At 62.3% G+C, this 24,930-nt stretch carries 19 protein-coding genes and 1 pseudogene; 10 read left to right on the top strand and 10 right to left on the bottom strand.

Annotated features, from left to right (window positions below; genetic code table 11):
* Positions 1-160: 160 nt before the first annotated feature.
* On the top strand, positions 161-343 hold the full coding sequence (locus tag ACVWZ4_RS22340) for a hypothetical protein (RefSeq protein ID WP_456741213.1): 183 nt from the start codon (positions 161-163) through the stop codon (positions 341-343).
* A 10-nt stretch (positions 344-353) separates the two neighbouring features.
* Positions 354-914: an MFS transporter gene (locus ACVWZ4_RS22335; protein WP_456741212.1), complete on the top strand. Its 561-nt coding sequence runs from the start codon at positions 354-356 to the stop codon at positions 912-914.
* 20 nt (positions 915-934) lie between these two features.
* Here the strand turns inward: ACVWZ4_RS22335 and rhaI are convergent.
* A pseudogene (gene rhaI / locus ACVWZ4_RS22330) lies at positions 935-2,234 on the bottom strand (L-rhamnose catabolism isomerase).
* Positions 2,231-4,327, bottom strand: a complete 2,097-nt coding sequence (locus ACVWZ4_RS22325) for a bifunctional rhamnulose-1-phosphate aldolase/short-chain dehydrogenase (RefSeq protein ID WP_456790334.1) — start codon at positions 4,325-4,327, stop codon at positions 2,231-2,233. Before ACVWZ4_RS22325 ends, rhaI begins: the two are co-directional and overlap by 4 nt.
* A 182-nt stretch (positions 4,328-4,509) precedes the next feature.
* Here ACVWZ4_RS22325 and ACVWZ4_RS22320 point away from each other — a divergent pair, with 182 nt between their 5' ends.
* From ACVWZ4_RS22320 to ACVWZ4_RS22295, 6 genes are all read left to right on the top strand, one after another.
* Complete coding sequence (locus ACVWZ4_RS22320) at positions 4,510-5,322, top strand: DeoR/GlpR family DNA-binding transcription regulator (protein WP_456704857.1); 813 nt, start codon at positions 4,510-4,512, stop codon at positions 5,320-5,322.
* Between the two features lie 2 nt (positions 5,323-5,324).
* On the top strand, positions 5,325-6,866 hold the full coding sequence (locus tag ACVWZ4_RS22315) for a sugar ABC transporter ATP-binding protein (RefSeq protein ID WP_456704858.1): 1,542 nt from the start codon (positions 5,325-5,327) through the stop codon (positions 6,864-6,866).
* On the top strand, positions 6,863-7,849 hold the full coding sequence (locus tag ACVWZ4_RS22310) for an ABC transporter permease (protein WP_456741210.1): 987 nt from the start codon (positions 6,863-6,865) through the stop codon (positions 7,847-7,849). The genes ACVWZ4_RS22315 and ACVWZ4_RS22310 overlap by 4 nt, the downstream gene beginning before the upstream one ends.
* Positions 7,846-8,838 (top strand): ABC transporter permease, encoded by a 993-nt coding sequence (locus ACVWZ4_RS22305; protein ID WP_456704860.1) that lies wholly within the window; start codon positions 7,846-7,848, stop codon positions 8,836-8,838. Before ACVWZ4_RS22310 ends, ACVWZ4_RS22305 begins: the two co-directional genes overlap by 4 nt.
* Positions 8,839-8,888: 50 nt before the next feature.
* Complete coding sequence (locus ACVWZ4_RS22300) at positions 8,889-10,004, top strand: autoinducer 2 ABC transporter substrate-binding protein (protein WP_456735888.1); 1,116 nt, start codon at positions 8,889-8,891, stop codon at positions 10,002-10,004.
* Positions 10,005-10,123: 119 nt separating this feature from the next.
* Positions 10,124-11,488 (top strand): FGGY-family carbohydrate kinase, encoded by a 1,365-nt coding sequence (locus ACVWZ4_RS22295; RefSeq protein WP_456763728.1) that lies wholly within the window; start codon positions 10,124-10,126, stop codon positions 11,486-11,488.
* 59 nt (positions 11,489-11,547) lie between these two features.
* Here ACVWZ4_RS22295 and ACVWZ4_RS22290 read toward each other — a convergent pair whose 3' ends face one another.
* From ACVWZ4_RS22290 to ACVWZ4_RS22280, 3 genes are all read right to left on the bottom strand, one after another.
* Complete coding sequence (locus tag ACVWZ4_RS22290; protein WP_456741209.1) at positions 11,548-12,723, bottom strand: Gfo/Idh/MocA family protein; 1,176 nt, start codon at positions 12,721-12,723, stop codon at positions 11,548-11,550.
* A gap of 14 nt (positions 12,724-12,737) precedes the next feature.
* Positions 12,738-13,793, bottom strand: coding sequence for a sugar phosphate isomerase/epimerase family protein (locus ACVWZ4_RS22285; protein WP_456741208.1), 1,056 nt, complete (start codon positions 13,791-13,793; stop codon positions 12,738-12,740).
* A 276-nt stretch (positions 13,794-14,069) separates the two neighbouring features.
* Positions 14,070-15,623: a porin gene (locus ACVWZ4_RS22280; RefSeq protein WP_456741207.1), complete on the bottom strand. Its 1,554-nt coding sequence runs from the start codon at positions 15,621-15,623 to the stop codon at positions 14,070-14,072.
* 226 nt (positions 15,624-15,849) lie between these two features.
* Here ACVWZ4_RS22280 and ACVWZ4_RS22275 point away from each other — a divergent pair, with 226 nt between their 5' ends.
* Both ACVWZ4_RS22275 and ACVWZ4_RS22270 read left to right on the top strand, forming a co-directional pair.
* The gene (locus ACVWZ4_RS22275) at positions 15,850-17,460 is read left to right on the top strand and encodes a tyrosine-type recombinase/integrase (RefSeq protein WP_456790333.1); all 1,611 of its coding nucleotides are present in this window, start codon (positions 15,850-15,852) and stop codon (positions 17,458-17,460) included.
* Between the two features lie 271 nt (positions 17,461-17,731).
* On the top strand, positions 17,732-19,141 hold the full coding sequence (locus tag ACVWZ4_RS22270) for a hypothetical protein (RefSeq protein ID WP_456790332.1): 1,410 nt from the start codon (positions 17,732-17,734) through the stop codon (positions 19,139-19,141).
* A 532-nt stretch (positions 19,142-19,673) separates the two neighbouring features.
* Here the strand turns inward: ACVWZ4_RS22270 and ACVWZ4_RS22265 are convergent.
* The 5 genes from ACVWZ4_RS22265 to ACVWZ4_RS22245 form a co-directional block, all read right to left on the bottom strand.
* The gene (locus ACVWZ4_RS22265; RefSeq protein ID WP_456741565.1) at positions 19,674-20,219 is read right to left on the bottom strand and encodes a recombinase family protein; all 546 of its coding nucleotides are present in this window, start codon (positions 20,217-20,219) and stop codon (positions 19,674-19,676) included.
* 201 nt (positions 20,220-20,420) lie between these two features.
* Positions 20,421-21,926: a porin gene (locus tag ACVWZ4_RS22260; RefSeq protein ID WP_456790331.1), complete on the bottom strand. Its 1,506-nt coding sequence runs from the start codon at positions 21,924-21,926 to the stop codon at positions 20,421-20,423.
* 869 nt (positions 21,927-22,795) lie between these two features.
* Complete coding sequence (aroQ, locus tag ACVWZ4_RS22255) at positions 22,796-23,245, bottom strand: type II 3-dehydroquinate dehydratase (RefSeq protein WP_092239695.1); 450 nt, start codon at positions 23,243-23,245, stop codon at positions 22,796-22,798.
* A gap of 13 nt (positions 23,246-23,258) precedes the next feature.
* On the bottom strand, positions 23,259-24,005 hold the full coding sequence (locus ACVWZ4_RS22250) for an amino acid ABC transporter ATP-binding protein (RefSeq protein WP_456741200.1): 747 nt from the start codon (positions 24,003-24,005) through the stop codon (positions 23,259-23,261).
* A gap of 62 nt (positions 24,006-24,067) precedes the next feature.
* The gene (locus tag ACVWZ4_RS22245; RefSeq protein ID WP_456704866.1) at positions 24,068-24,895 is read right to left on the bottom strand and encodes a transporter substrate-binding domain-containing protein; all 828 of its coding nucleotides are present in this window, start codon (positions 24,893-24,895) and stop codon (positions 24,068-24,070) included.
* Positions 24,896-24,930 lie beyond the last annotated feature (35 nt).

Raw genomic sequence — 24,930 nt, 5'->3', positions numbered from 1 at the left:
CTCCTTGGCTGAATGACCGCGTCAGCCCCTAGGACGTTGGCCGGCCGCCGAAGGATTCGCCCTGCTAGAAATTATTTCCGGGCGCATCCTTTGCGCCTCCGACCTCGTCTCGCCCGCAGAACGCGCTGCGACCGGTGGCGCGACACACGGAGAGAGGGCGATGCAGACCCCGACCATTCGCGCCGAGCAGAACCGGGTGCTTGGCGTCACCGCGCTGGCACCCTTCATGACGGCGCTGGACGCCATGATCATGACGACGGCATTGGCGGCCATCCGCTCCGAATTCGCCAGCCCGGTCGAGACGCTGCAATGGACGCCCTGGCGGGCAATGCGCCCGCGCTGATCGTGGCGTCTTGTTCCTGCTGCCGCAGTTCCTGCAGGCGACGCTGGGCTTCGACGCCTTCGGCGCCGGTCTTCGCGTGCTGCCCTGGACCGCGACGCTGTTCGTCACCGCCCCGGTCGCAGGCGCGGTCGTCAACAGATTCGGCGAGCGGCCGCTCGTGGTGACCGGATTGCTGATGCAGGCGGTCGGCCTTGGCTGGATCGCGGAGATCGTGAGCCCCGCGGTGCCCTACTCCGCCCTGGTCGCGCCGCTGGTGTTATCAGGCGTTGGCGTATCGATGGCGATGCCGGCAGCGCAGAACGCCATCCTGAGTTCCGTCGCGGTTGCCGAAATGGGCAAGGCGTCCGGCCTCTTCAACATGGGCCGGTTCCTGGGCGGCATGTTCGGTATCGCCGCGCTGGTGGCGAAGTTCTCGGCCAACGGTGCGATCGATTCGGCCACGCATTTCGCGAGCGGATTCGCCGCTGCGATGAGCCTCGCCGCAATGCTCTCGCTGGCCGGCGCGCTCGCAGGTCCTTTCCTGCCGGCACGGCGACGCCTGGCCAGAGCAGCCGCGCCGCAGGATGCATGAGACGGTGTCCGGGCCGTCGTCTAGACAATGCCCGCCGAAGTCCCTCCAACCACGGGACGCTCCTTGGCCTTTTGCGCCCTGTAACCGGACCGGCGGTAGGCCGCAATCGGCGCGATCGCGCCGCCGGCGCGCATGCGGGCAACGGCGAGCAACGGCGAGACGTCGGTCGTAAAGGCGCGCTTCAACTCGAGATGCGCGCCCAGCGCGTCGTTGGCCTCCTGCGCTGCTTCGAGCGCCGCGCGATCGACGATCAGAGCCTGTGCATAGGCGCGCTGCAACTCGATCGCCGATTGCATCAGGCTTTCGATCGGATCGGTCACGTTATGCGACTGGTCGATCATATAGGCCGGCGCGAAGCCTTCCGCCTTGCGGCGCTCGGCATCGATGAGCTCGTTGAAGACCAGAAACAGCCGGAACGGCTCGACCGAGCCGCTGTCGAGATCGTCGTCGCCATATTTCGAGTCGTTGAAATGGAAGCCCGCGAGCTTCCCGAAGCGAACGAGCCGGGCGACGATCTGCTCGATATTCACGTTCGGCGCATGATGGCCGAGATCGACGAGACAATGCGCCTTGGGACCGAGTTCCTGCGCGACCGCGAAACTCGTGCCCCAATCCGAGATCACGGTCGAGTAGAACGCCGGCTCGTACAGCTTGTGCTCGAGGAACACCCGCCAGTCGGCGGGCAGCGCCGCGACGATCTCACGCATCGCGCCGATATAGCGGTCGAGCGCCCTGGTCAGATTCGATTGACCGGCAAAGTTCGCGCCGTCGGCGATCCAGACCGTCAACGCCTTCGAGCCGAGCTTGCGGCCGATCTCGATGCATTCGACATTGTGGGCGATGCCCTGCGCGCGAACACGCGCATCGGTGGTGCGAAAGCGAACCGAACTTGTACGAGAACTCTTGCCCCGGCTGATCCTGAAATGTGTTGGAGTTGACCGCGTCGAAGGAAAGGCCGTGACTCGCGGCCTGTTCGCGCAAGGCGGCATAGTCGTCGACCTTGTCCCACGGAATATGTGGCGAGATCGTCGGGGTTGCCCGCGCCATCTGCTGGATCACGGCGCAGTCGTCGATCTTCTCGACGACATTGCGCGGCTCCCCCGGTCCTGGAAATCGCGCGAACCGCGTCCCTCCCGTGCCGACACCCCAGGTCGGAATGGCGACGCCGAACGCCATGACCTTCTGCAGCAGCGCGTCGGCGTCGATCCCGCGCCGCCCGAGTGCGCGCTTCAGGGCGTCGTAATCTTCAGTGGTCGCGTCTTGCAGCGGCGCGTTGTGCTCGGCGATGAAATCCGCGCTGATCGAGAATGGCGTGCTCATCGCGTAAAGGCCTGGGCATTGCCGGCGTCGACATTGAGAATGTTGCCGGTCGATTTGGCCGAAAGGTCGGACGCGAAGAAGTAGATGCCCTCGGCAATGTCCTCGGGGAAAACCGACAGTTTCAGCATCGAGCGCTGGCGGTAGACCTCCTCGAGCTGGTCTTCCGCAACCTTGTTGGATGCCGCACGTTGCTGGCGCCACTCGCCTTCCCAGATCTTCGAGCCGCGCAGCACCGCGTCCGGATTGACCGTGTTGACGCGGATGCCATGCACCGCACCTTCCAGCGCAAGGCAGCGGGCGAGATGGATCTCCGACGCCTTGGCGGCGCAATAGGCCGAAGCGCCGGCCGAAGCCGCCAGGCCGTTTTTCGAGGCGACGAAGATGATGGCACCGCCGATATCCTGACGCTGCATCAGCCGGAACGCCTCGCGCGAGACGAGGAAATAGCCTGTGGCGAGGATGTCCATGTTCTTCTGCCAGAGCCCAAGACTCGTGTCCTCGACCGGCGATGCCGAGGCAATCCCGGCATTCGAAACGACGATGTCGACGCCGCCAAAGGCGCGCGCAGTCTCTTCGAACGAGGCGATCACCGCCGCCTCGTCGGTCACATCGAGCTTCACGCCAATCGCCGCGTCCCGGCCATGGCGCTTCGTGATCGCCGCGACGCGCTCACTCAATGCCTGCTCGTCGATATCGGCAATGACGAGGCAAGCGCCCTCGCCGAGCAACCGCTGCGCCGTCGCCCCACCGATGCCGCCGGCGCCTCCGGTCACATAGGCGATCCGCCCGGCGAGCGATTTCGGCTTGGGCATGCGCTGGAGCTTGGCCTCTTCCAACAGCCAGTATTCGATATTGAAGGCCTCCTGCTCGGCGAGACCCACATAGGCGCTTACGCCCGAGGCGCCGCGCATGACGTTGATGGCGTTGACGTAGAACTCGGCCGCAACGCGGGCGGTCGCCTTGTCCTTGGCAAAGGTGAACATGCCGATTCCCGGAACGAGATACACGACCGCGTTGGGATCGCGCATGGCCGGAAAGTCAGGATGCTTGCAGCGCTCGTAATAGGCGGCGTAATCGCGGCGGTATGCGGCGAGAACGTCGTCGAGGCCGGCGATCACCTGGTCGAGATTGTCGCGGGCGGGATCGTAAGGCAGCAGCAGCGGACGGATCTTGGTGCGAAGAAAGTGATCGGGACAGGAGGTGCCCAGCGGCGCCAGCTTCGCCAACGCGCTGGAGTTGACGAACTCCAGGACCTCAGGGGCGTCGGTGAAATGGCCGATCTTGCGCTCGTCTGCGGAGATCTTGCCGCGGATCAGCGGCATCAGCCTGGCCGCGACCGCGCGGCGTTTCTCCGGCGAGGCCGCTTCGACCTTGGCGCCGCCGAACGCCGGCTTCCTTTCATGCGCGGCAAGCCAATCGGCGGCCTGCTGAATCACGCGCAAGGTCATCTCGTAGCAGGATTTCGACGTCTCGGCCCAGGTGAAGAGACCGTGCCCGCCAAGCACGACGCCGACATAGTCGGGATGGCGCGCGGCCATCGCGCCGAGCTTCAGGCCGAGATCAAAGCCGGGCCGCTGCCACGGCAGGAACCCGAGCTTGCCGCCGAATACCTCGCGGGTCAGACGCTCGGCGTCTTCAGAGGCGGCAATGGCAATGACCGCGTCGGCATGAACGTGATCGACATGCCGGTGCGGCACGAAGGCGTGCAAGGGCGTATCGATCGACGTCGCGCGCGGATTGAGATCGAAGGTGCAGTGATTGAACATGGCGACCATCTCGTCCTCATGAGCGAGGCCGCGATAGAGGCCTTTCAGGCTCTCGAGCTTGTCGAGATACAGCGTCGAAAAGCCGTCGCGCTTCATCGAGCCGATGTCGCCGCCCGAGCCCTTGACCCAGAGCACGCGCACGTTCTCGCGCGTCAGCGGATCTTTCATCTCGATCTTGGCCGAGGTGTTGCCGCCGCCGAAATTGGTGATGCGCAGATCGGCCCCGAGCAGGTTCGAGCGGTAAAGCAATTGACCTGCCTCATCGAGCCCGGCGGCGAGCGCGTCGTCCCATAGGTTTGGCAGGGGCTTGGCCGCGACCTCGCTCATGAGCATCCTCCCTGTGTTGATCTCTGGCCAGATTAGGCCACGGATTCAATCAAGGTCAATCAAAGACAGTCAACGCTGCGACGCGATATGATTGACGCAGCGCGATATTGAGCGAATTTGACGGTTTGCAGTTGACCGCTGGCAAAGAGCGTGACCTATTTACGGGCAAAAGGGAGGGCGACGTGCACGAGCGGGAACGCTGGCAGGTCATCAAGGCACTCTTGCGGGAGCGGCCATTGGTACGCATCGCGGACGCTTGTCGCGCAACCGGCGTCTCCGAGGCCTCGATACGGCGCGATTTCGCCAGGCTCGCCGAGCAAGGCGTCGCGATCAGGGTGCATGGCGGACTCGAAGCCCTGCCGGAAACCGCCAGCATGCCGGGCGATGTCGTCTCGCTTGCCACCCGCTCCTTCGACGTCAGCCAGACCCTCAATATCGGCGCCAAGCGCGCCATTGCCAAAGCGGCCGTCGCCCTCTGCGCCGACGGCGAGACGATCATCATCAATGGCGGCACGACCACGTACCAGATGGGCGAATATTTGCGCGAGCGGCGCCTGAAGGTGTTGACCAATTCCTATCTGCTCGCCGACGCGCTGATCCACACGTCGAAATGCCGCGTCGCCTTGCCGGGCGGCGAGGTCTATCGTGAGCAGGGCATGATCGTTTCTCCTTTTGAAGAGGACGCGATCCAGCACTATTCGGCGACGCGGATGTTCATGAGTGCGATCTCGATCGGGCCGCTCGGTGTCATCGAAGGCGACCCCCTGCTCGCCCGTGCCGAAACGAAGCTGCTGAAGCGCGCCGACAAGCTGATCGTGCTCGCCGATTCCTCGAAATTCGTTTCGCGTGGCAGCCTCGTCGTCTGCCCGCTCTCGCGTATCGATACGATGATCACGGATACCGATGCACCTGACGACGCACTCGACATGCTGCGCGCGCAAGGTGTCCGGGTCCTGGTCGTCGACGCAGGCACTCAAACCAATGCGGCGGCGTGACCATGACAACGGACCCGCGCAGTGCAACTCCCGGCGCCCCGCTTCTGACGGTGCGCGCGATCGAAAAGTCCTTTCCGGGCGTTCGGGCGCTGTCCGGCGTCTCCTTCGACGCCGCCAGAGGCGAAGTCCACGCCTTGCTCGGCGAGAACGGCGCCGGCAAGTCGACGCTGATCAAGATCGTCTCCGGCGTATTCCCGCCCGATCGCGGCGAGGTTGTCGTCGACGGCAGGCCGGTCGATCTCGCGCGGCCGGACGATGCAAGGCGCGCCGGCATCGCCACGATCTATCAGGAGCTGCTGCTGTTTCCGGAGCTCACGGTTGCCGAGAACATATTCATGGGCCATGCGCCACGCGCCGGCCTCGGCCGGCTCGACTGGCGTGCCATGCGGGAACGGACAAAAGCGTTGCTCGCGTCGCTCGAGATTCATGACCTGGAGGCGGAGCGCATCGTCGGCTCGCTCAGCATCGGCAATCGCCAGCGCGTCGAAATCCTGCGCGCGCTGTCGCAGGATGCCCGCATCCTGATCATGGACGAGCCGACCGCAGCCCTGACCGAGTACGACGTGACACGGCTATTCGACATCGTGCGCAAGCTGAAGGCCCGCGGGGTCGCCGTGATCTATATCAGTCATCGGCTCGACGAGATTTTCGCGATCGCCGATCGTGTCACGGTGCTGCGCGACGGCGCCCATGTCGCCACCAAGCACGTCACCGAGACGGACGCGACCGAGCTCGTGCAATTGATGGTTGGCCGCAGGATCGAAAGCCTGTTTCCGAAGATCACGGCGCCGATCGGCAAGCCGGTGCTGGAGGTGAAGGACCTCGAACGACGGCCGCTGACGAAGACCATCTCGCTCACGGTGCGCGCGGGCGAGATCGTCGGCCTTTCCGGCCTCGTCGGCTCCGGCCGCAGCGAGCTGGCGCAAACCATCTTCGGCGTCACACCGGCCGAGAGTGGCGAAATCCGGATCGCCGGGCGACAAGTCGACATTCGCTCGCCGGCCCAGGCGCGGTCCCTGGGCGTCGCCTACGTTCCCGAGGATCGCGGCACGCAGGGCCTGGTGCGGCCGATGACGGTCCGCGAGAACTTCAGCCTCGCCGCGCTTGGCAAAGTCGCATTCGGCGGCTTCATCGATCGCGGCGCCGAGCGCAAGCTGGCCGGCGACGGCGTCCGGCGCTTTGCGGTCAAGGCCAGCTCGCTCGAGCAGATCGCGGGCAAGCTCTCCGGCGGCAATCAACAGAAGATCGTGCTCGGCAAATGGCTCGCCAATGGGCCGAAGCTGTTGATCCTCGACGAGCCGACGCGCGGCATCGACGTGGGCGCCAAGGCGGAGATCCATCGGCTGATGGGCGAGCTTGCGGCGCAGGGGCTCGCCATCCTGATGATATCGAGCGAGCTGCCGGAGGTGCTCGGCATGAGTGACCGCGTTCTCGTGATGCGCGAGGGTCGTATCGTTGCGGAATTCTCGCGCGAAGAAGCAACCCAGGAGTCGATCGGCGCGGCGATGATGGGCAGTCATGACAACGCGGAGAAAGCGGCATGACGACGGTGACGTTGACCGGTACCGAAGCGGATCCGCGACGATGGCTGAAGGCGTTTGCCTCGCAGGAGGCTTTGCTCGCGATCGCGGTGATCGGGCTCGCCATCGCGGTCGGACTTTACAATCCGCGCTTCCTGGCGGCGCGCAATCTGTCCGACGTGCTGCTCGGCAACGCCTATATCGCCGTCGCCGCGGTCGGCATGTCGATGGTGATCATTTCCGGCAACATCGATATTTCCGTCGGCGCGCTGATCGGCGTCCTGGCGACGATCAGCGGCACCCTGGCCGTCAACGGCGCACCCATCGCGGTCGCCTGGTCGGCAGCGCTTGTCGCGGGCGTTCTCGTGATGGCCTTGCAGGGCGTCATCATCGCCTATCTGCGCATTCCGGCGATCGTGGTCACGCTGGGCATGCTGTCGATCCTCAAAGGCGGCCTGATCAGCGTGACCGGCGGCAAATGGATCACCGACCTGCCCGACGACTTCCATCTCGCCGACGTCGAGATCCTGGGTATGCTGCCGTTTCCGGTTTTTCTCATGATCCTGGCGACGATCCTGGCAGCGTTGTGGATGCGTTATTCGGCCTCGGGACGCGCGATCCACGCGGTCGGCGGCAACGCCGAAGCGGCGCGGCTCTGCGGCATTTCGCAGCCGCGCACGATCGTCATGGTCTTCGCGCTGCACGGCCTGTTCGCAGGGGCGGCCGCCCTGCTCTACGCGACGCAGCTGCGCGTCATCCAGTCGACCGTGCCGCCCAATCTCGAGCTGACGATCATTACCGCCTCTGTGGTCGGAGGCGTCAGCATCCTCGGCGGCGTCGGCACGGTGGTCGGCTCGACCCTTGCCGCCGTACTCATCGCCGAGATCGCCAGCGCGCTGGTCTTCATCGACGTCTCGCCCTACTGGATCCGCGCGGTCCAGGGCGTGCTCATCCTCGTGACCGTGATCGCCGACATTCTGCGGCGCCGGCGCATGGCCGGAGCATGAGCGCGATGAGCGAAATTCCTCTTCCCCAGACCGCAAAGCGCATCATGCCCTGGTGGCTGCTGCGTCACGAGACCATGCTCGCGGTGATCCTGCTCGTTGCGTTGATCGTGCTCGGGAGCTTGAACAGCCGCTTCCTCACGATCGACAATCTGCTCAATCAAGGCAGGCTGACGACGGAGGTCGGGCTGATCGCGCTGCCGATGACCTTCATCATCATTACCGGCGGCATCGATCTCTCGGTCGGCTCGATTGTCGGACTCTGCGCGATCCTGCTGGGCTATTCCTGGAAGAGTTTCGGCTTTCCGCTGCCGCTGGCGATCTGCTTCTCGCTGCTGGTCGGTGCCGCGGCGGGCTTTCTCAACGGCATCGTCATCACCAGGGTGAAAGTCCCGCCGCTGATCATGACAATCGCGACGCTCGCACTTTATCGCGGCCTCGCCGAGGGAATCAGCCAGGCGCGTTCGGTGCGCGGCTATCCGGAATGGTTCTACTTCGTCGGGCAGGAAAACCTCTTCGGCGTGCCGGCGCAACTCTGGCTCTTGCTGATCGCGATCGTGGTGTCGGCAATCGTTCTCGACCGCACGACCTTCGGCCGGACGCTCTATGCGATGGGCAACAACGAGACCGCCGCGCGCTTTTCCGGTTTGCCGGTCGATCGCGCAAAGCTGATCATCTACACGCTGTCGGGCCTCATGGCCGGCCTCTCGGCCTGCGTTCTCGTCTCGCGCGTGACCACGACCCGCTCGGACATGGGGATTGGCTATGAGCTCGACGTGATTGCGGCCGTGGTGCTCGGCGGCACCAGCATCTTCGGAGGCGTCGGCACGATATGGGGCACGCTGGTCGGCCTGGCGATGATCCAGCTCTTGAAAAACGGGCTGGCCCTGACCGGCGTCAAGGGCGACGCGACGATCGTGGTGATCGGGGCGGTGCTCATCCTTTCAACTCTTGTGGCGAGTTCGCTCCAGCGGCGCCGCGACGGCGTTTGATGGAGTGTCTGACGGCGAAAAAAGCGGCTTAAACATGGGAGGACAACAAGATGAAGCTCGGATTAGCCTTTGTGTTTCTCGGCGCGACGCTGCTGGCCGGAACGGCCTCTGCGGCGGACAAGAGATGGGACGGCGCGGACGACCTGCCGGTCAATCCGCTTGCCTGTTCGGCCGGTGAGGCCAATACCGCGCCCGCAGCCAAGCCTTACGACGGCGGTCAGGCAACCAACCCCCCCGACAAGGCCGGCAAACCGATCACGCTGGTCGACGTGCCGAAGCTGATCGGCATCGGTTATTTCAACGCGACGTCGAAAGGCATGCAGGAGGCCGCCAAGGAACTCGGCAACGTCACGGTCAAGACCGACGGCCCGACCGAGGCCAAGATCGACGAGCAGATCAAGTTCATCGACAATTACATCACCAGCGGCGTCGACGGCATCCTCTTCGCCGCCAACGATCCGGTGGCGATCGCGCCGGTCCTGAAGAAGGCTCTGTCAAAGGGCATCCATGTCGTCGGCTACGACGCCAACTCGACGCCCGATGCACGCGAATGGTTCGTCAACCAGGCCGAGTTCAACGGCATCGCCAAGTCGATGATCGACTCGATGGCCAAGGAGGCCGGCGAGGACAAGAGCTTTGCGATCGTCACATCGACCTTCACGACGCCGAACCAGGCGCGCTGGATCGCCGAAATGTGGGCCTATGCGCAGAAATGCCATCCCAAGCTGAACTGGCTCGAGACGGTCGAGGCGCAGGAGGACAATAACCTGTCCTTCAACCAGGCAACGACGCTGATCAACAAGTATGGCGACAAGCTCGCCGGCCTGTTCGGCATGACTTCGGTCGCGACCCCCGCCTCGGCGGAAGCCGTGACCAAGGCCAAGCTCTGCGGCAAGGTGGCCGTGGTCGGCCTCGCCACGCCGAATGCGATGAAGCCGTATGTCAACGCGGACTGCGTCAAGTCGGTCGTGCTGTGGAATCCGGTCGATCTCGGCTATGCCGCGACCTATGTGATGCGTGCCGTCGTCGACGGCAAGCTCAAGTCCGGCGCGACGTCGGTGGAGGCCGGCAAGCTCGGCAAGCTGAACGTGGTCAATGGCAGTGAAGTCCTGCTCGGCTCGCCCTTCATCTTCACGAAGCAGAACATCAAGGATTTCGATTTCTGACCCGGACTCGTCGCCCGGCCGCAGAATGCGGCCGGGCGCACAATTTGGCCCTTCACTGTCATCGCCATGGCAAGCCGGCCATGACGCGCATGACGCTGCTTGTTGAGATGTAGCTGACGATGAGCCAGACGGTTGCAGTGCTCGACATCGGCAAGACAAACGTAAAGCTTGCCGTGTTCAGCGATGGCCGGCTTCTCTGGGAAAAGTCGGCGCCCAACCGCGTCCTGGCGGGACCGCCCTATCCGCATGAAGATGTCGAGAGCGCATGGACCTTCTTCCTCGATGCCCTTCGTGAGGCCGCACGCACGCATCAGATCGGTGCGATCGTTCCAACCGCACATGGCGCAGCCGGCGCCTTGATCGGCGAGAGCGAACTCGCCGCGCCGGTCATGGACTACGAATTCGCGGGCGTGGAGGCCATCGAACCGGACTATGCCGGGCTGCGGCCCTCTTTCTCGGAAAGCCTGTCGCCGAAGGTACCCGCCGGCCTCAATCTCGGCCGGCAACTCGCCTATCAGAAGTGGCGCTGTCCGGACCTCTTTGCCGAGGCGAGGTATTTCGTTGGCTATCCGCAATACTGGACCTGGCGCCTGAGCGGCGTGGCGGTCTCGGAAGTCACCTCGCTCGGCGCCCATACCGACCTCTGGGCTCCGCGACGGGGACAAGTCTCCAGCCTCGTCAAAGCTCTCGGCGTCGATCACTTGCTGCCGCCGCTGCGCCGCGCGTTCGATCCGCTCGGTCCGATTCGGCCTGAAATCGCCGCGCTGACCGGGCTTGCGCCTGAAACGCAGGTCTTTTGCGGGATCCACGATTCCAACGCTTCACTTCTGCCCTACCTCGTCTCGCGTCAAGCGCCGTTCACCGTGTTGTCGACCGGCACCTGGGTGATCCTGATGTGCGTGGGTCTTTCGCTCGATCAGCTCGATCCCCGCGACGACACGCTCGCCAACGTCGACGCGCTGGGCCGCCCGATCGCCTGCGGGCGCTTCATGGGCGGACGCGAATACGCCACCATCGCGGGCAGCGCCGGCAATCCGGACCTTGGCGCGATCGAGCGCATCATCGCCTCGGGCGCCATGGCCCTCCCCTGCTTCTCCGGGCAGGGCGGCCCCTATGCGAGGACGAATGGCGTCATTCGCGGCGACGTCGCAACGCGCGATCGGGCGGCACTCGCAACGCTCTATTGCGCGCTGGTCGCCGACCTGATGCTGACGCGCATGGGCGCCAGCAGCGGCGATCTCATCGTCGAAGGAACCTTCGCCGGCAATCTTCCCTTCTGTCAGACACTGGGCGCGCTGCGGACGCGGCAGCGCATCTTCGCTGCGCGCGACGCCGCAGGCACGGCGCGCGGTGCCGCGATGCTTGCGCATTGGCCGCCGTCCTATTCCATCACGGCTCCGACCCCCGTCGAAACGATCTCGATCGCAGGCCTCGATGCCTATCGTGAGGGCTGGACGGCAGCGCTCCCCTCACGAACGCTATGACAGCCCAAGCGCTCTGCTCCACCTTGCGCACCAATGCCTCGCGACGGACTTCGCGCCAGTTAGGTCATCCGAATCCAGGTGCCGTTGCCTGCCGAGGACTTCACCGCAGCATCGATGAACTTCACACCTGCCAGGCCATCCTCGACGGTCGGGAAAATCACCTCAGGATCCGGCTTCACGTTCGCTCTTGCCGCGTGGATGGCGCGCGCGGCCTCGGCGTAGATTGTTGCGAAACCTTCGAGGTAGCCCTCGGGGTGGCCCGAAGGGACGCGGGTGACACGAGCCGCCTCACCCATGGCGCCGGCGCCGCCGCGGGTCAGAAGCTGCTTGGGCTGGCCGTACGGCGTGAACCAGAGTTGGTTCGGATGCTCCTGCGCCCATTCGAGCCCGGCTTTGCTGCCGTAGACGCGCAGCGTGAGGCCGTTCTCATTGCCGACCGCGACCTGACTAGCCCACAGCATCCCCTTCGCCCCGCCCTTCCACTTCAGGAGGATCTGGACATCGTCATCGAGACGCCGCCCCTCGACAAAGGTCGACAGCTCCGCGAGCAGTTCGTCGAGCTCGAGCCCCGTGACGAAGCAGGCGAGATTATAGGCGTGGGTGCCGATGTCTCCGATGCAGCCGCCGGCGCCGGACCGGGCCGGGTCCGTCCGCCACGCCGCCTGCTTGTGGCTGCTTGCTTCCAGTCGCTCGGTCAGCCAATCCTGGAGATATTCGGCCCGGACCAGCCTGACTTCACCGAGGTCGCCATTCGCGATCATGGCGCGCGCCTGGCGAACCATGGGATAGCCCGTGTAATTGTGCGTCACCACGAAGACCCTGCCCGTCTTCCTGACCAACGCCACCAGCTCCTCGGCCTCGGCGACCGTCGTCGTCAGTGGCTTGTCGCAGATGACGTGGATTCCGGCTTCAAGGAACGCCTTCGCGACCGGACTGTGCATGTGGTTGGGGGTTACGATCGAGACCGCCTCGATGCCGTCCGCCCGCGCAGCTTCAGCCTTCGCCATCTCCTCGAATGAGCCATAGGCACGATCATCAGCGATGCCGAGCTCCTTCGCTGAGGCCTTGGCTCGAACCGGATCGGACGCGAGCGCGCCGGCAACCAGCTCGAACCGGTCGTCGATGCGAGCGGCAATACGGTGGACGGCACCGATGAAGGCGCCCTGACCGCCGCCGACCATGCCAAGCCGGATACGACCGCGATCGCCGGCTTCCTTGCTTGCTTCGATGGTCATTCTCTTCTCCTCGCTCAGGAGATGCCGAGCATCTTGCGGTTCGCCGCGTCGTCGGTGCCGGAGCCTGCGAAATCGTCGAAGGCTTGCTCGGTGACGCGGATGATATGGCTCTTGATGAAGTCGGCGCCCTCGCGCGCCCCCTGTTCGGGATGCTTCAGCGCACACTCCCACTCGAGCACCGCCCAGCTGCCATAGTCGTTCTGCGTGAGCTTCGAGAAGATGGCGCCGAAATCGACTTGGCCATCGCCCAGAGAACGGAAGCGGCCGGCACGGTCGACCCAGCTCTGAAACCCGCCATAGACACCCTGGCGACCGGTTGGGTTGAACTCGGCGTCCTTGACGTGGAAGGCCCTGATGCGCTGGTGGTAGATGTCGATGTAGTCGAGGTAGTCGAGCTGCTGCAGAACGAAGTGTGACGGGTCGTAGAGCAGATTCGCGCGCCCATGATTCTCGACCCGCTCCAGGAACATCTCGTAGGAGACGCCGTCGTGAAGGTCCTCGCCGGGGTGGATCTCATAGGCGAGATCGACGCCGTGCTCGTCGGCATAGTCCAGGATCGGCCGCCAACGCCTGGCAAGCTCGTCGAAGGCGGCTTCGACGAGGCCGGCCGGTCGCTGCGGCCACGGATAGACGTAGGGCCAGGCAAGCGCACCGGAGAACGTCGCCTGCGCGGTGAGTCCGAGCCGCCTGGAGGCCAGGATCGCGCGCTTGACCTGATCGATGGCCCACTCCGTGCGGGCCTTGGCGTCGCCACGCACTTCCGGCACGGCAAAGCCGTCGAATGCCGCGTCATAGGCCGGGTGAACGGCGACGAGCTGCCCCTGGAGATGGGTCGAGAGCTCGGTGATCGCCAGCCCATGGCGCGCCGCGATCCCCTTCACCTCATCAGCGTAGTCCTGCGACTCCGATGCCCGCGTGAGGTCGAAGAGCCGTCGATCCCAAGTCGGAATCTGAACCCCCTCGTAGCCGAGCGAGGCCGCCCATCCGCAGATCGCGTCGAAGGAGTTGAACGGCGCCACGTCGCCGGCAAACTGAGCGAGGAATATCGCCGGTCCCTTGATCATCTTCATCGAATGCTCCCTTCATGCCCCGCCCCTTACTGGCTTCCGGGAGAGGTCATCGGACATCATCATCACATAGGAAGGCCTCGTCCCGCCTCACAATTCCCTTCGGATAAGCGACATCAGACAAGGCCGCGCCTCCCGGCGCCCCCTCCTGCTTTGATATCGAATGGAAGTCCGGATGCACCACAGGTGGCATCTTCGCTGAGGCCATGACAGACCACCAACAAAGAAAAACCCCGGCAGTTTCCTGCCGGGGCTCTCCAATCAATCGGATGATTGATCTTAGAAGTTGCGCTGAGCGCGGAGCATCATGGTCAGCGAGTTCTGATCCTTCAGCTCGTAGGTCGCAGCCGGCTTCGCGAACGCGGCAACAGCAGGGGCATTGATGGCGCCCGAGTACTTCTGGTCGAGCATCGTGTAGCTCAGGTCAGCCGTGAACGCCAGGTTCTTGACCGGGGTCCAGACGGTGTTGACACCGATCACGCCGATGTTGAAGTCCGGGTTGCAGGTCGAACCAGCGACGGCGATCGTGGCGAAGTTCGCGCAGATCAGGCTCTTGCTCGTGTTGCCGTAGCCCATATGAGCATAGCCACCGTAGATGGCGCTGGCCCAGTTCGGGGTCCAGTTGTGGGTGTAACCACCGCGGAAGCCCCAAGCCTTGGTCGTCTCGATGCCGGTGCCGGCGCCGAAGACGCCGTCAGTGATACCAGCGAAACCAACGCTCTGGTAAGCACCAGCTAGGCCAGTGCCGCTGTACATCGAGAAGTTCTGCGGCCACGAGATGTTGCCGAAGACGTAGTGAGCCGCACCGTCGGCGTAGACGGCCTGCATGTTGATCGAGTCACCCGCACCGGTCGGGATGTTCTTGATCGACAAGGCGCCCTGCACAGCCCAGCCCCACTTGTCGGCTGGGTGGTCGGTGGCCTCGGTCGCACCGTAGTACGCACTGTGGATATCATGCGCGACAGCCGCGATCTGGAACAGACCCCAAGCCTGGTCAACACGAACCTGACCGACGATGTCGGGAGAACGGTTCGCACCCCAATCGTACGTGCCGTAGTTGCCCTGGATGAGGGCAGCGGCAGCATTCGCAGCAGCCGAAGTCGTAACAATGGCGCCTGCGCCGTTCACAGCACTGCTGGCCGCAAAGCCGGTCGCATTCCACAGGTTCGATTGACCGCCGCCATTGCCCGTCGTCTGATCCTGGATCGACACTGCGGCGGTGATGCCCTGGCCGAAGTCAGCCGTGTAGGTGGCCTGGTTCACACCGGTGACGAAGTTCGAGCCGCCCGGAATGGTATCGGGACCGCCAGCCGGATAGCCCGTCCACGGCGCATCGAAGATCGAGACGGTGCGACCGAAGGTGAAGCCAGCGAACTGGATGAAGGCGTGGTAGAGGCCGAGACCAGCGGCACCACCTGCAGCGGCTGACGGGTTGCTGGCGGAGACCGTTCCGGAGTCAACGCTGAACACCATGTCGGCGAAGGTGCGGACCACGCCGTACTCGGTTGCGGTGCGGGTATCGACCGTGAGGTCCATACGAGCGCGGCTGTAATAGTAGTTCGTCAGACGGTTGTTCGAGCCGCCGTTGAAGGTGCCCTGGCTAAACCGGAAGCCGTAGTCGTTAGCGCCGCCGAGGATCATGTCCGCGCGGACGTAACCACCCAGCTTGATGCAGGTGTCGGTGCCGGGGATGTAGTAGAAACCCGCACCGTACAGCGAGCAGATCTTCACGTATTCGACGGCCTTTGCCTTCAACGGAAGGTCGGCTGCCTGGGCTCCGCCAACGGCGAGCAGACCCGCCACTGAGCCGAGCAAAAGGCTCTTAAAGTTCATGTTAAACCTCCAAGTTGCTCTTCAGGGAAGGTCACTGACCCGGACGGCCAATTCCCCAACCCCCTCTAAATCACCGCCCTGGCCACCTTCGCGTCTTCGGACACACCCGCATGAACGCGAGGGACTTAAGCGATCCGAAAACTCGGAGAGCTGAGTTCAGAAAATTCAGTAAGTTACTGGATTGCCATGACTATCGGGATGCCTGTAAGTACAAGGTACCGTACAAATGGCACTGCTGATGGCTGGACTGACACGAACTTCTACGGGCGCGTACGTGGCCCGCAAGGTGATCCCCAAAGACATTCGAGTTGAGTACGCGGCGAGGTTTGGCAACGCTTGGGAAGAGAAGTTCCGCCTCGAAAAAGGCGCCTCAGATCATGAAGCGCGAGCGCGTTTCGGGGAGTGGTTGGCCGACATCGAGACGCGCATCGGCAGCCTTAGAGCCGCCAAAAGAAACGGCCCTCAACCCCTGACCCGTCAAAATGCCTACGCGCTGGCAGGCAGGTGGTATGATTGGTTCCTCACGCGACACGAACGGGACCTTCGTACGCCGGCCCATTGGCGAGACTTGGCTGACACCTTGGTCTGGAACGTGATACGTCCACATGCACCGGATGACTACGAAGAGCGCCCGAGGGACGATCCACATTGGGATTGGCAATTCGATCCGCAGGTCAGAGAAGCAATCCGCCCCGCCATCGCCGCTGAAGCCCAGACTGCTGCCTTCCTTTTGGAACAGGGCCTCAGCTTGTCTCCAGATGCCACCAATCTTTTCTTGGACGCCGTTAGCGACAACCTACTGCCGGCATTCCAGCGATTGGAAGCACTTTCACGTGGCGACTACTCGCCGGATGTCCATCAGCAGGGCTTCTCCCGATTTGCAGAGGCCGAGGGGAGTACTCCTGTCAGAGCGATGGAATTGTTCGAGGCTTGGAAGAAAGCTGTGCAGCCGGCGGAAGGAACGGTCTACCGATGGGTCACCGTGTTCAAGGAAGCTGATCGACATTTTCCCGATGTCCGAAACATCAGCTTTGAAAAGGCCAAGACGTGGATGAACGGGCTGGTCAATGAAAGGCGGTCAGCCGGAACTGTTGCAGTCGCATGGCGCACAGCCCTAAAGACGGTCTTTGGCTGGGGCGTTGCAGAAAAGATTATCGACAACAATCCGTTTCCACAGGTGCGGATCAGCGTGCCTCGAAAGAACATCGAACGTGAAACCAAAGCCTTTGATGATGCTGAGATCAAGATCATCTTGGCAGCAGCACTGCGATGTGATGACACGAAGTCACATCGAGAACGAGCGTTTAGATGGGTGCCTTGGATTTGTGCCTACACCGGCGCTCGCGCTGGCGAGATTACTCAACTTCGCGCGACCGACATTCAGGAGCGCAATGGGGCTCACTTCGCTAAGCTGACACCATCCGCTGGTAAGATAAAAACACGCAAGGCCCGGACAGTACCGCTTCATCAGCACCTTATTGCACAGGGGTTTCTCAATTTCGTCGAACGAGCCCAAGGCGGGCCACTGTTTTACTCTACAAAGCGGCGGCGGGTCACAAAGGTCGAAGATGGACCTCGGCAGAGCCCCGCTGAGCGCATGAGGTCCCAGGTTGGCACTTGGGTCCGCTCACTCGGTATCACCGATCCAGAGTTAAGCCCCAATCACGCATGGCGCCACACGTTTAAGGCTATGGCAGCCCGGGTAGGCATCGACGAACGTTATAGCGACGCAATCACAGGGCATTCGCCCGCGACAATCGGACGAGCATACACGAAGCCTCTTCCGCAGGACCTCGCCGAAGCTGTGAAGAAATTTCCGATGTACAAGGTGGACTGATGTCGCCTCCCGGCCAACTCAATATCGTTGCTGATCTTCTCGTGTGCTGCTCGCCGCAGGCGTAACTCGGGAGGAAATCGCCGCCGAGAAGGCCGCACAACTAGCGAAGCTGAATGAGAACGGGGCTGCAGTTGGCTCGGGTATAATACCATAGAGCAATAACCGCACATGGGCTGAGGTACACCTGCGTGCGGTCACATCAGCCCTATACGCAGTGCTGAGACAACTTGTCGGAACACGATGCTCATGGGGCAACGAGAGGAAGACCACATTGTTGAAACACTCCGCTGTCCCGGAGACGGAGGCATCCAATGGAACTGAGCTGCGAGATGCCACCTTCGCTTCCCTTGAGGGACACGCGAGCACCGAAGCGGCGCAGGCTCTCACCGAGGCTGTTAACGAGCAGGTGCTGCGTCTGTTAGCCCACAGAGAGTTTTTCGGAAAGTCCAAGGCGAACCGCAACAAGCTCAAGCCAGCTATCGCGGCTTTCTTAGCTGATCTGCTGAGCGCTGAGGGCAATTGGGTTTATCGGTCACTCAAGACAGACGGCTTCACGGGAGCTCCAGTCGGTGCCCGCGTGTTTATTTCGCTCCAAGATGCAATGCGAGAGCTTGGCCTTGTGGAGCACCGTCCAGGAGTTACTGAACGCTGGGTCCGTTTTGACGAACACGGGCCGCCATTGGCCTCGCGGCGTAGGGCCGCGCGTTATCGTCCTGCCGATGCGCTCTTAGCGCTGGCGGGCGAGCACGGAATAGGCTTTGACAATGCGCTAGACCATTTTGACTACGGCTTGCCGAAGCAGCCGCTTCAGAAACGCGCCGCCAGCACATGGGATGGTGGCCGCAAGGTGCAAGGACGCCGACTGAAGTTCGAGCACACGGACCTGTCTCTGAAGCTGGAAGCGGACGTGCGGGAGCTGAATGAATTTCTTGCAAAGCAGACCTTCGGCGGTGGCTGCATACACCGTGGCTATGTCCGCATCTTCCAGAATGGCGACGCCGCAGACTTTAATTGGGATCAGGGCGGGCGTCTGTACAGCCAACCGGCAGACAAGAACTACCAACAGCAGAGCGGCAAGAAGCGCCTTGAGATGACAATCAATGGCTCGCCCGTAGTCGAAATTGATCTGCGAGCGAGCTACCTGACCATCTTCTACGCTTGGCATGGCTTGCAACTCGACAGGCGACAGGACCCTTACGTTATCCCCGGACTAGGCGACGAGGCGCGCGCCGTCGTGAAGCTTTGGGTGGCCGCGACGTTCGGGAGCACTGGCCCGCTGCGCAATTGGCCTGCGGTCATCCTGAAGGATTACGAGGAAGAGCACCACCATCCTCTGGACACCAATCGGTACCCTGCGGTCGAGCTAGGTGAGCTGATAACCAAGCACCACCCGCTTCTCGGCCAGTGGGGCCAACCGCTCAAGGATGGCCGGGTGCGCACTTGGGCTGATCTTATGTTTGATGAGAGCCGCGTTGTCGTCGCAGCGATGCAAGGGTTGATGCGGGATGGCATCCCGAGCTTAGCGGTGCATGACAGCCTGATTGTGCCTGAACAGCATGAGCGCCGAGGCGCAATGGCGTTGATGGGGGCTTTCGGGGGCCATTTCCGCGTGGGCCATATCCCCGTCAGGCCGAGCCTCAAAGTCAACAGCAGGCAGGGAGAACACCTGTTTGTGCCATAATGGCCCCCTTACCCCCCTTAGACCTATTAGGGATTGGGGATATAGCTAATAGCAACAGCCAACCCCCCAGCGCACATCGCCTATAACGGAGAACGAATTTGACGATCATCCGTCCACAAGGGCCGAACAGCAGGTTGGGGCTGAAATCGGCGGCCGTATCTGTACCAACGGCTGGTGGTCTGACTTTGGGGTCGAACAGGGCTTCAACCACAATGCCCCTGTAGGACTCTAGAAAGCCCGTGGGGCGTTTGACGCTAGGCCCGGTCCTCCCCAGCGGGTAGCCAGACCGGCCACCAGTGGACTCCCTAGAGTCATACAGGACTCCCGCTCCGCGTGGGCCCGGTAGGTGTGGGCCCCTACGGTACTCCCAGGAAGCACACCGCCCTGTTGAACTGAGCAAAGGCCAAAGCCTTTAGCCCGACAATTTTGAAGCCATAGGGGCCCAAAGTTTCCGGGAGGGGCCCCCGGCTGCCCCGGAGTCCCTTAGCTAAGCTATGTCGCAGCTAAAGCAGGCGGCGCTTTAGCCGGGTCCTCAGCTCTCCTCTAGAGCCCGATAGACCGACGCACGGCCAATCCCGAGAGCTTTAGCAATGGCTGATGCGCCTCTCCCTTCCGCGTGCAGTGCCTTCACTTTGGCGACATCCACCGAGGGCTTGCGTCCTTTGTAGACCCCACGGGCCTTAGCGCCCGCAATGCCTTCCAGTTGACGTTCACGGCGTAAGTTGGTCTCGAACTCAGCGAACACGCCCAGCATGTCGAGGAAGCATTTTCCCGCTGCTGTGCTCGTATCGATGGGTTGCTCTGTGGCACGCAGGGATGCACCGCGAGCCTTCACGCTCCGCACGATGTCCTGAAGGTCACCGATGCTGCGCGCCAACCGGTCGATGCGCGTTACCATCAGCACGTCACCGGAGCGGAGAAAGTCCAACACGGTAAGCAGGGCCTCGCGGCCGGTGGTGGTGGTACCCGTCCGCTTCTCAGAGCGGATCAGGTCGCAACCAGCGGCACGCAAGGCGGCTTCCTGTACAGCAAGGTTCTGGTCGGTGGTGCTAACGCGAGCGTAGCCGATAGTTGTCATTCAAGGCTCCATGTCTCAATGAGGTCTAGACCCTGAGATCATGATGTCTCGAAAATATGAAGTCAATCTTATTGAGACGTTTTTCCTGTCTCACCGCGCTGTCTCACACGCGTATACCCTTATCGAACACCTGGATGCCCAAAAGCAAAGACCCCCGGCAGTTTCCTGCCGAGGGCCCTTAGTTTGATCTGTGAGACTAGATCAGAAGTTGCGCTGAGCGCGGAGCATCATGGTCAGCGAGTTCTGATCCTTCAGCTCGTACGTAGCAGCCGGCTTCGCGAAGCCCGCAACGGCCGGGGCCGCGATGGTGCCCGAGTACTTCTGGTCCAGATGGGTCCAGCTCAGGTCGGCCGTGAACGCCAGGTTCTTGACCGGAGTCCAGACGGTGTTGACACCGACGACGCCGATGTTGAAGTCCGGGTTACAGGTCGCAGTGGCGCCAAAACCTGCTGCGACGAAGTTGCCGCAGATCAGCGCCTTGCTCGCGTCACCGTACTTCAACTGAGCATAGCCACCGTAAACGGCGCTGGCCCAGTTCGGGCTCCAGTTGTGGGTGTAACCACCGCGGAAGCCCCAAGCCTTGGTCGTCTGGATGCCGGTGCCGGTGCCGAAGACGCCGTCGGAAATACCAGCGAAACCAACGCTCTGGTAAGCAATGCCGCTGCCGCTGTACATCGACCAGTTCATCGGCCACGCGATGTTGCCGAAGACGTAGTGAGCCGCACCATCGGCGTAGACGGCCTGCATGTTGATCGAGTCACCCGCACCAGTCGGGATGTTCTTGATCGACAAGGCGCCCTGCACAGCCCAGCCCCACTTGTCGGCGGGGTGATCGCTGGTCTCAAACGCGCCGTAGTACGCACTGTGAATGTCATGCGCGACAACCGCGATCTGGGCCAGACCCCAAGCCTGGTCAACACGAACCTGACCGACGATGTCGGGAGAACGCTGAGCGCCCCAATCGTAGACGCCGTATGTACCCTGGATCAGGGCAGCGCCCGCAGCAGCCGTAGTCGCAAAGCCGGTCGCATTCCACAGGTTCGACTGACCGGAGCCATTGCCCGTCGTCTGATCCTGGATCGACACTGCGGCGGTGATGCCCTGGCCGAAGTCAGCCGTGTAGGTGGCCTGGTTCACACCGGTGACGAAGTTCGAGCCGCCCGGAATGGTATCGGGACCGCCAGCCGGATAGCCCGTCCACGGCGCATCGAAGATCGAGACGGTGCGACCGAAGGTGAAGCCAGCGAACTGGATGAAGGCGTGGTAGAGGCCGAGACCAGCGGCACTGCTCGTCGGAATGGACGGGTTGCTGCCACCGATGGTGTTGGAGTCTTGGGTGAAGACCAGGTCAGCGAAGGTGCGGACCACGCCGTACTCGGTCGCCGTGCGAGTATCGACCGTGAGGTCCATACGAGCGCGCATGTAGTAGTAGTTCGTCAGACGGTTGTTCGAACCGCCGTTGAAGTTGCCAGTGCTCCACTGGAAACCGTAGCTGTTGGCGCCGCCAAGAATGTAGTCAGCGCGCACATAGCCACCCAGCTTGATGCAAGTGTCGGTGCCGGGGATGTAGTAGAAACCCGCACCGTACAGGGAGCAGATCCTCACGTATTCGACGGCCTTCGCCTTCAAGGGAAGATCGGCCGCCTGCGCTCCGCCAACAGCGAGCAGACCCGCCACTGAGCCAAGCAAAAGGCCCTTCAAGTTCATTGTTAAACCTCCAGATTGAAGCTTCGTACAATCCCTCGTACAAAGCCGTTTGAACTGCCCGCGAAAACTCGTTGAAAATCAACGCATCCGCCTAGTTCAGGTCTACTTAAGCGAAAGACCTAAACGGGACGACCTTGGGATGCCCCCCTCCGTCGCCTGATCACCATGATCGATGGCCATTGCACACGCAACAACCGAACGGGCGCGAACAGCCTCGAATATCCCGAATCTGATCATGTGTTGCACAAAAATCACGCACCGACCGAGGCGCGAAAAATATCGCAACCTATTGATTCACTGATGGAAAAATTCATTCACAGCCTCGTTACAGCCCAAGGCGCAAACCGACCGCTCCGATGTGCATGCGGCCTGGATGGGTTGCGCGGGGCCCCTCCACGGCGTGGAAAAGCGAATCGAGCAGACCTGAAGAACCACTGCGATGCATCGCAACGGGCGATCCAAATATCGAACGAAGAAACAGGATTTCGGGGCGACAATCGCTGCAGAATCGCCAGTCGTTCAGGTTCCGCGCCGGGCAAGATCTCGCAGCCAGTGGCGGAAGGGCAACAATCGGGACCCCTAAATGCGACGGCGGGGTCGTGTCCGGCGTCGATCACTCCGAAGGTTTTCAGCCCCTCGCGTCCACTCACCGCCGGCCGGCCGGGTTCTCACCCGCGGTGAATTCCGAGATCCAAGCGACTGGATGGCATCGGAAACATTGCCGGTTCCCCGCGCGTCCAAGGCGAAGTGCAGGACGATCGTCTGATCTCTTCAACTTTTCCGCGCAGGCGCTTGGATCGGCCATGCCATGCACCGCCACAATCTGCCCGAGCCGGCCGCGGCCAGGCGGGCGGTACACTCATACGATGCTATTCCTTCTTCTCATCAAGCAGCTTGGCCACGCGCCGCAAGCCGAGCAGATAACCCTGATTGCCGAAGCCGGCGATAACCCCGTCAGCCCGTTTGGAGATGAACGAGTGGTGGCGGAATTCCTCGCGTTTGTGCACGTTGGAAATGTGCACCTCGATCACGACCCCCTCGAACGTGTTGAGAGCATCCAGGATGGCGACCGACGTATGGGTGAAAGCTGCCGGGTTCATCACGATGCCGGCAGCCGTCTCGCGCGCCTCATGAATCCAGTCGATCAGCTCGTATTCCCTGTTGGATTGATGGAAGCGAATCTCAAGGCCGAGCTCCTTGGCTAGCGCCCGGCAATCCCGCTCCACGTCCGCAAGCGTCTCGTGACCGTAGATGTGGGGCTGACGCTTTCCGAGCAAGTTGAGATTCGGCCCGTTCAGGACGTAGACAAGACGGCTCATGGAAGTACTCCGTTCAGTGATGGGCGAGGATTTCGCCAAGGAACTGCCTGGTGCGGGCGTGCTGCGGATTGCGGAAGAAGGCGTCGGGTGCGCCTTCTTCGATGATCTGTCCTTCAGCCATGAAGATGACCCGGTCCGCAACCTGGCGGGCAAAGCCCATCTCGTGGGTGACGCAAATCATGGTCATTCCGTCGTTGGCGAGGCCGATCATCGTATCGAGCACCTCCTTGACCATCTCAGGGTCGAGAGCCGAGGTCGGTTCATCAAACAGCATCACCTTCGGCTGCATGCAGAGCGCACGCGCGATCGCAACGCGCTGTTGCTGCCCGCCCGAAAGTTGAGCCGGATACTTCTCGGCCTGATCACCGATGCGGACGCGCTCCAGGTATCTTCGCGCGGTCGCCTCCGCCTCGGACTTGCCGATGCGGCGCGCGCGGATAGGCGCGAGCATGCAGTTCTGCAAGACCGTCATATGCGGAAAAAGATTGAAGCTCTGAAAGACCATGCCGACGTCCTGGCGAACCACATCAATAGCCTTGATGCTGTCGTCCAACCGATGCCCGTTCACCACGATACGGCCCTGCTGGATCGGCTCGAGGCGGTTGATGCAGCGGATGAGAGTCGATTTGCCCGAGCCGGACGGACCGCAGAGCACGATCTTTTCGCCCTTCCGCACCGTGAGATCGACATCGCGAAGCGCCTGGTACTCGCCATACCACTTCTGCACGCCTTTCATTTCGATCAGGATCTGATCCTGCATGGATTCCGCCTCCACCATCGAACGACGGCCGACGCGCACAGCGCGCCGGCCGCTCGCATTGACTATTGAACCGTGAACGGAACGCCGGGGACTGAGTCCGGGAAGATCGGAACGGGCGCCTTCATCCATTTGGCGTAGAAGCTGGCCAACTTGCCGTTGGTCTTGATCTGGTCGATGAACTTGTTGACCGTCTCGTTCCACTCCTTGTCACCCAGGCGGGTACAGGCGCCGTTGTACAGAGCCGTGAAGTGAAGCTTCGGCTCGAACCCAAGTTCGGGCTTTGCGGCGTTCAGACGCTGCGGGTAGAAGCTGTTTGCGCCGACGGCCTGGACCTGACCGGACAGCAGCGCCTGGATCGTGGCCGCGTCATCATCGAACCTGCGGATTTCGGTGCCCGCTGGCGCATTGTTGGTGACCTGGGTGTCCTGCGTGGAGGACCTCGGAACGCCGATCACGAACTTGGCCATGTCGGCATTGCTGTTGATCGGGGTCGCCTGGGCCGCGACAAGCGTGATCTCATTGGCAACATACGGCTTGGAATACTGCACCGCCTTTGCGCGTTCGGGCAGCATGGCCATGGTCGCGAACAGAATGTCTACGCGGCCTGTGGTGAGCGACGGAATGCGATTGGCTACCGCCAGGGGGACGAACTCGGCCTTCACGCCGAGATATTCAGCGAAGGCGCGGCCCATGTCGGCATCGATGCCATCCTGCTTTCCCGAACTATCGACATAGCCCCACGGAGGATTGTCGCCCTGAATGCCGATAACGACGACGCCCTTCTTCTTCACGTCTTCCAACGTGCCGGCCTGCGATTTGCCTGCGGCCCCGATGGCCATCAGCATCAGCAGCGCGATGCCGAGCCGGCGACGATTGAGTGAAAGCAACATGAATTTTCTCCTCCTGGTGATGGCTTTATATGATT

The organism is Bradyrhizobium sp. USDA 4472 (assembly GCF_054058595.1).
The sequence above is the reverse complement of the archived record's forward strand: the minus strand, read 5'-3'. Positions and strand labels throughout refer to the sequence as shown.

Bases quoted from the DNA above. Each gene is read 5' to 3' on its own strand.
- ACVWZ4_RS22305 (WP_456704860.1), top strand. From the start codon at position 7,846: ATGAGCGCGATGAGCGAAATTCCTCTTCCCCAGACCGCAAAGCGCATC.
- ACVWZ4_RS22265 (WP_456741565.1), bottom strand. From the start codon at position 20,219: ATGACAACTATCGGCTACGCTCGCGTTAGCACCACCGACCAGAACCTT.
- ACVWZ4_RS22245 (WP_456704866.1), bottom strand. From the start codon at position 24,895: ATGTTGCTTTCACTCAATCGTCGCCGGCTCGGCATCGCGCTGCTGATG.
- ACVWZ4_RS22340 (WP_456741213.1), top strand. From the start codon at position 161: ATGCAGACCCCGACCATTCGCGCCGAGCAGAACCGGGTGCTTGGCGTC.
- aroQ (WP_092239695.1), bottom strand. From the start codon at position 23,245: ATGAGCCGTCTTGTCTACGTCCTGAACGGGCCGAATCTCAACTTGCTC.
- ACVWZ4_RS22325 (WP_456790334.1), bottom strand. From the start codon at position 4,327: ATGAGCGAGGTCGCGGCCAAGCCCCTGCCAAACCTATGGGACGACGCG.
- ACVWZ4_RS22250 (WP_456741200.1), bottom strand. From the start codon at position 24,005: ATGCAGGATCAGATCCTGATCGAAATGAAAGGCGTGCAGAAGTGGTAT.
- ACVWZ4_RS22285 (WP_456741208.1), bottom strand. From the start codon at position 13,793: ATGAAGATGATCAAGGGACCGGCGATATTCCTCGCTCAGTTTGCCGGC.
- ACVWZ4_RS22280 (WP_456741207.1), bottom strand. From the start codon at position 15,623: ATGAACTTTAAGAGCCTTTTGCTCGGCTCAGTGGCGGGTCTGCTCGCC.
- ACVWZ4_RS22310 (WP_456741210.1), top strand. From the start codon at position 6,863: ATGACGACGGTGACGTTGACCGGTACCGAAGCGGATCCGCGACGATGG.
- ACVWZ4_RS22275 (WP_456790333.1), top strand. From the start codon at position 15,850: ATGGCACTGCTGATGGCTGGACTGACACGAACTTCTACGGGCGCGTAC.
- ACVWZ4_RS22300 (WP_456735888.1), top strand. From the start codon at position 8,889: ATGAAGCTCGGATTAGCCTTTGTGTTTCTCGGCGCGACGCTGCTGGCC.
- ACVWZ4_RS22290 (WP_456741209.1), bottom strand. From the start codon at position 12,723: ATGACCATCGAAGCAAGCAAGGAAGCCGGCGATCGCGGTCGTATCCGG.
- ACVWZ4_RS22315 (WP_456704858.1), top strand. From the start codon at position 5,325: ATGACAACGGACCCGCGCAGTGCAACTCCCGGCGCCCCGCTTCTGACG.
- ACVWZ4_RS22295 (WP_456763728.1), top strand. From the start codon at position 10,124: ATGAGCCAGACGGTTGCAGTGCTCGACATCGGCAAGACAAACGTAAAG.
- ACVWZ4_RS22260 (WP_456790331.1), bottom strand. From the start codon at position 21,926: ATGAACTTGAAGGGCCTTTTGCTTGGCTCAGTGGCGGGTCTGCTCGCT.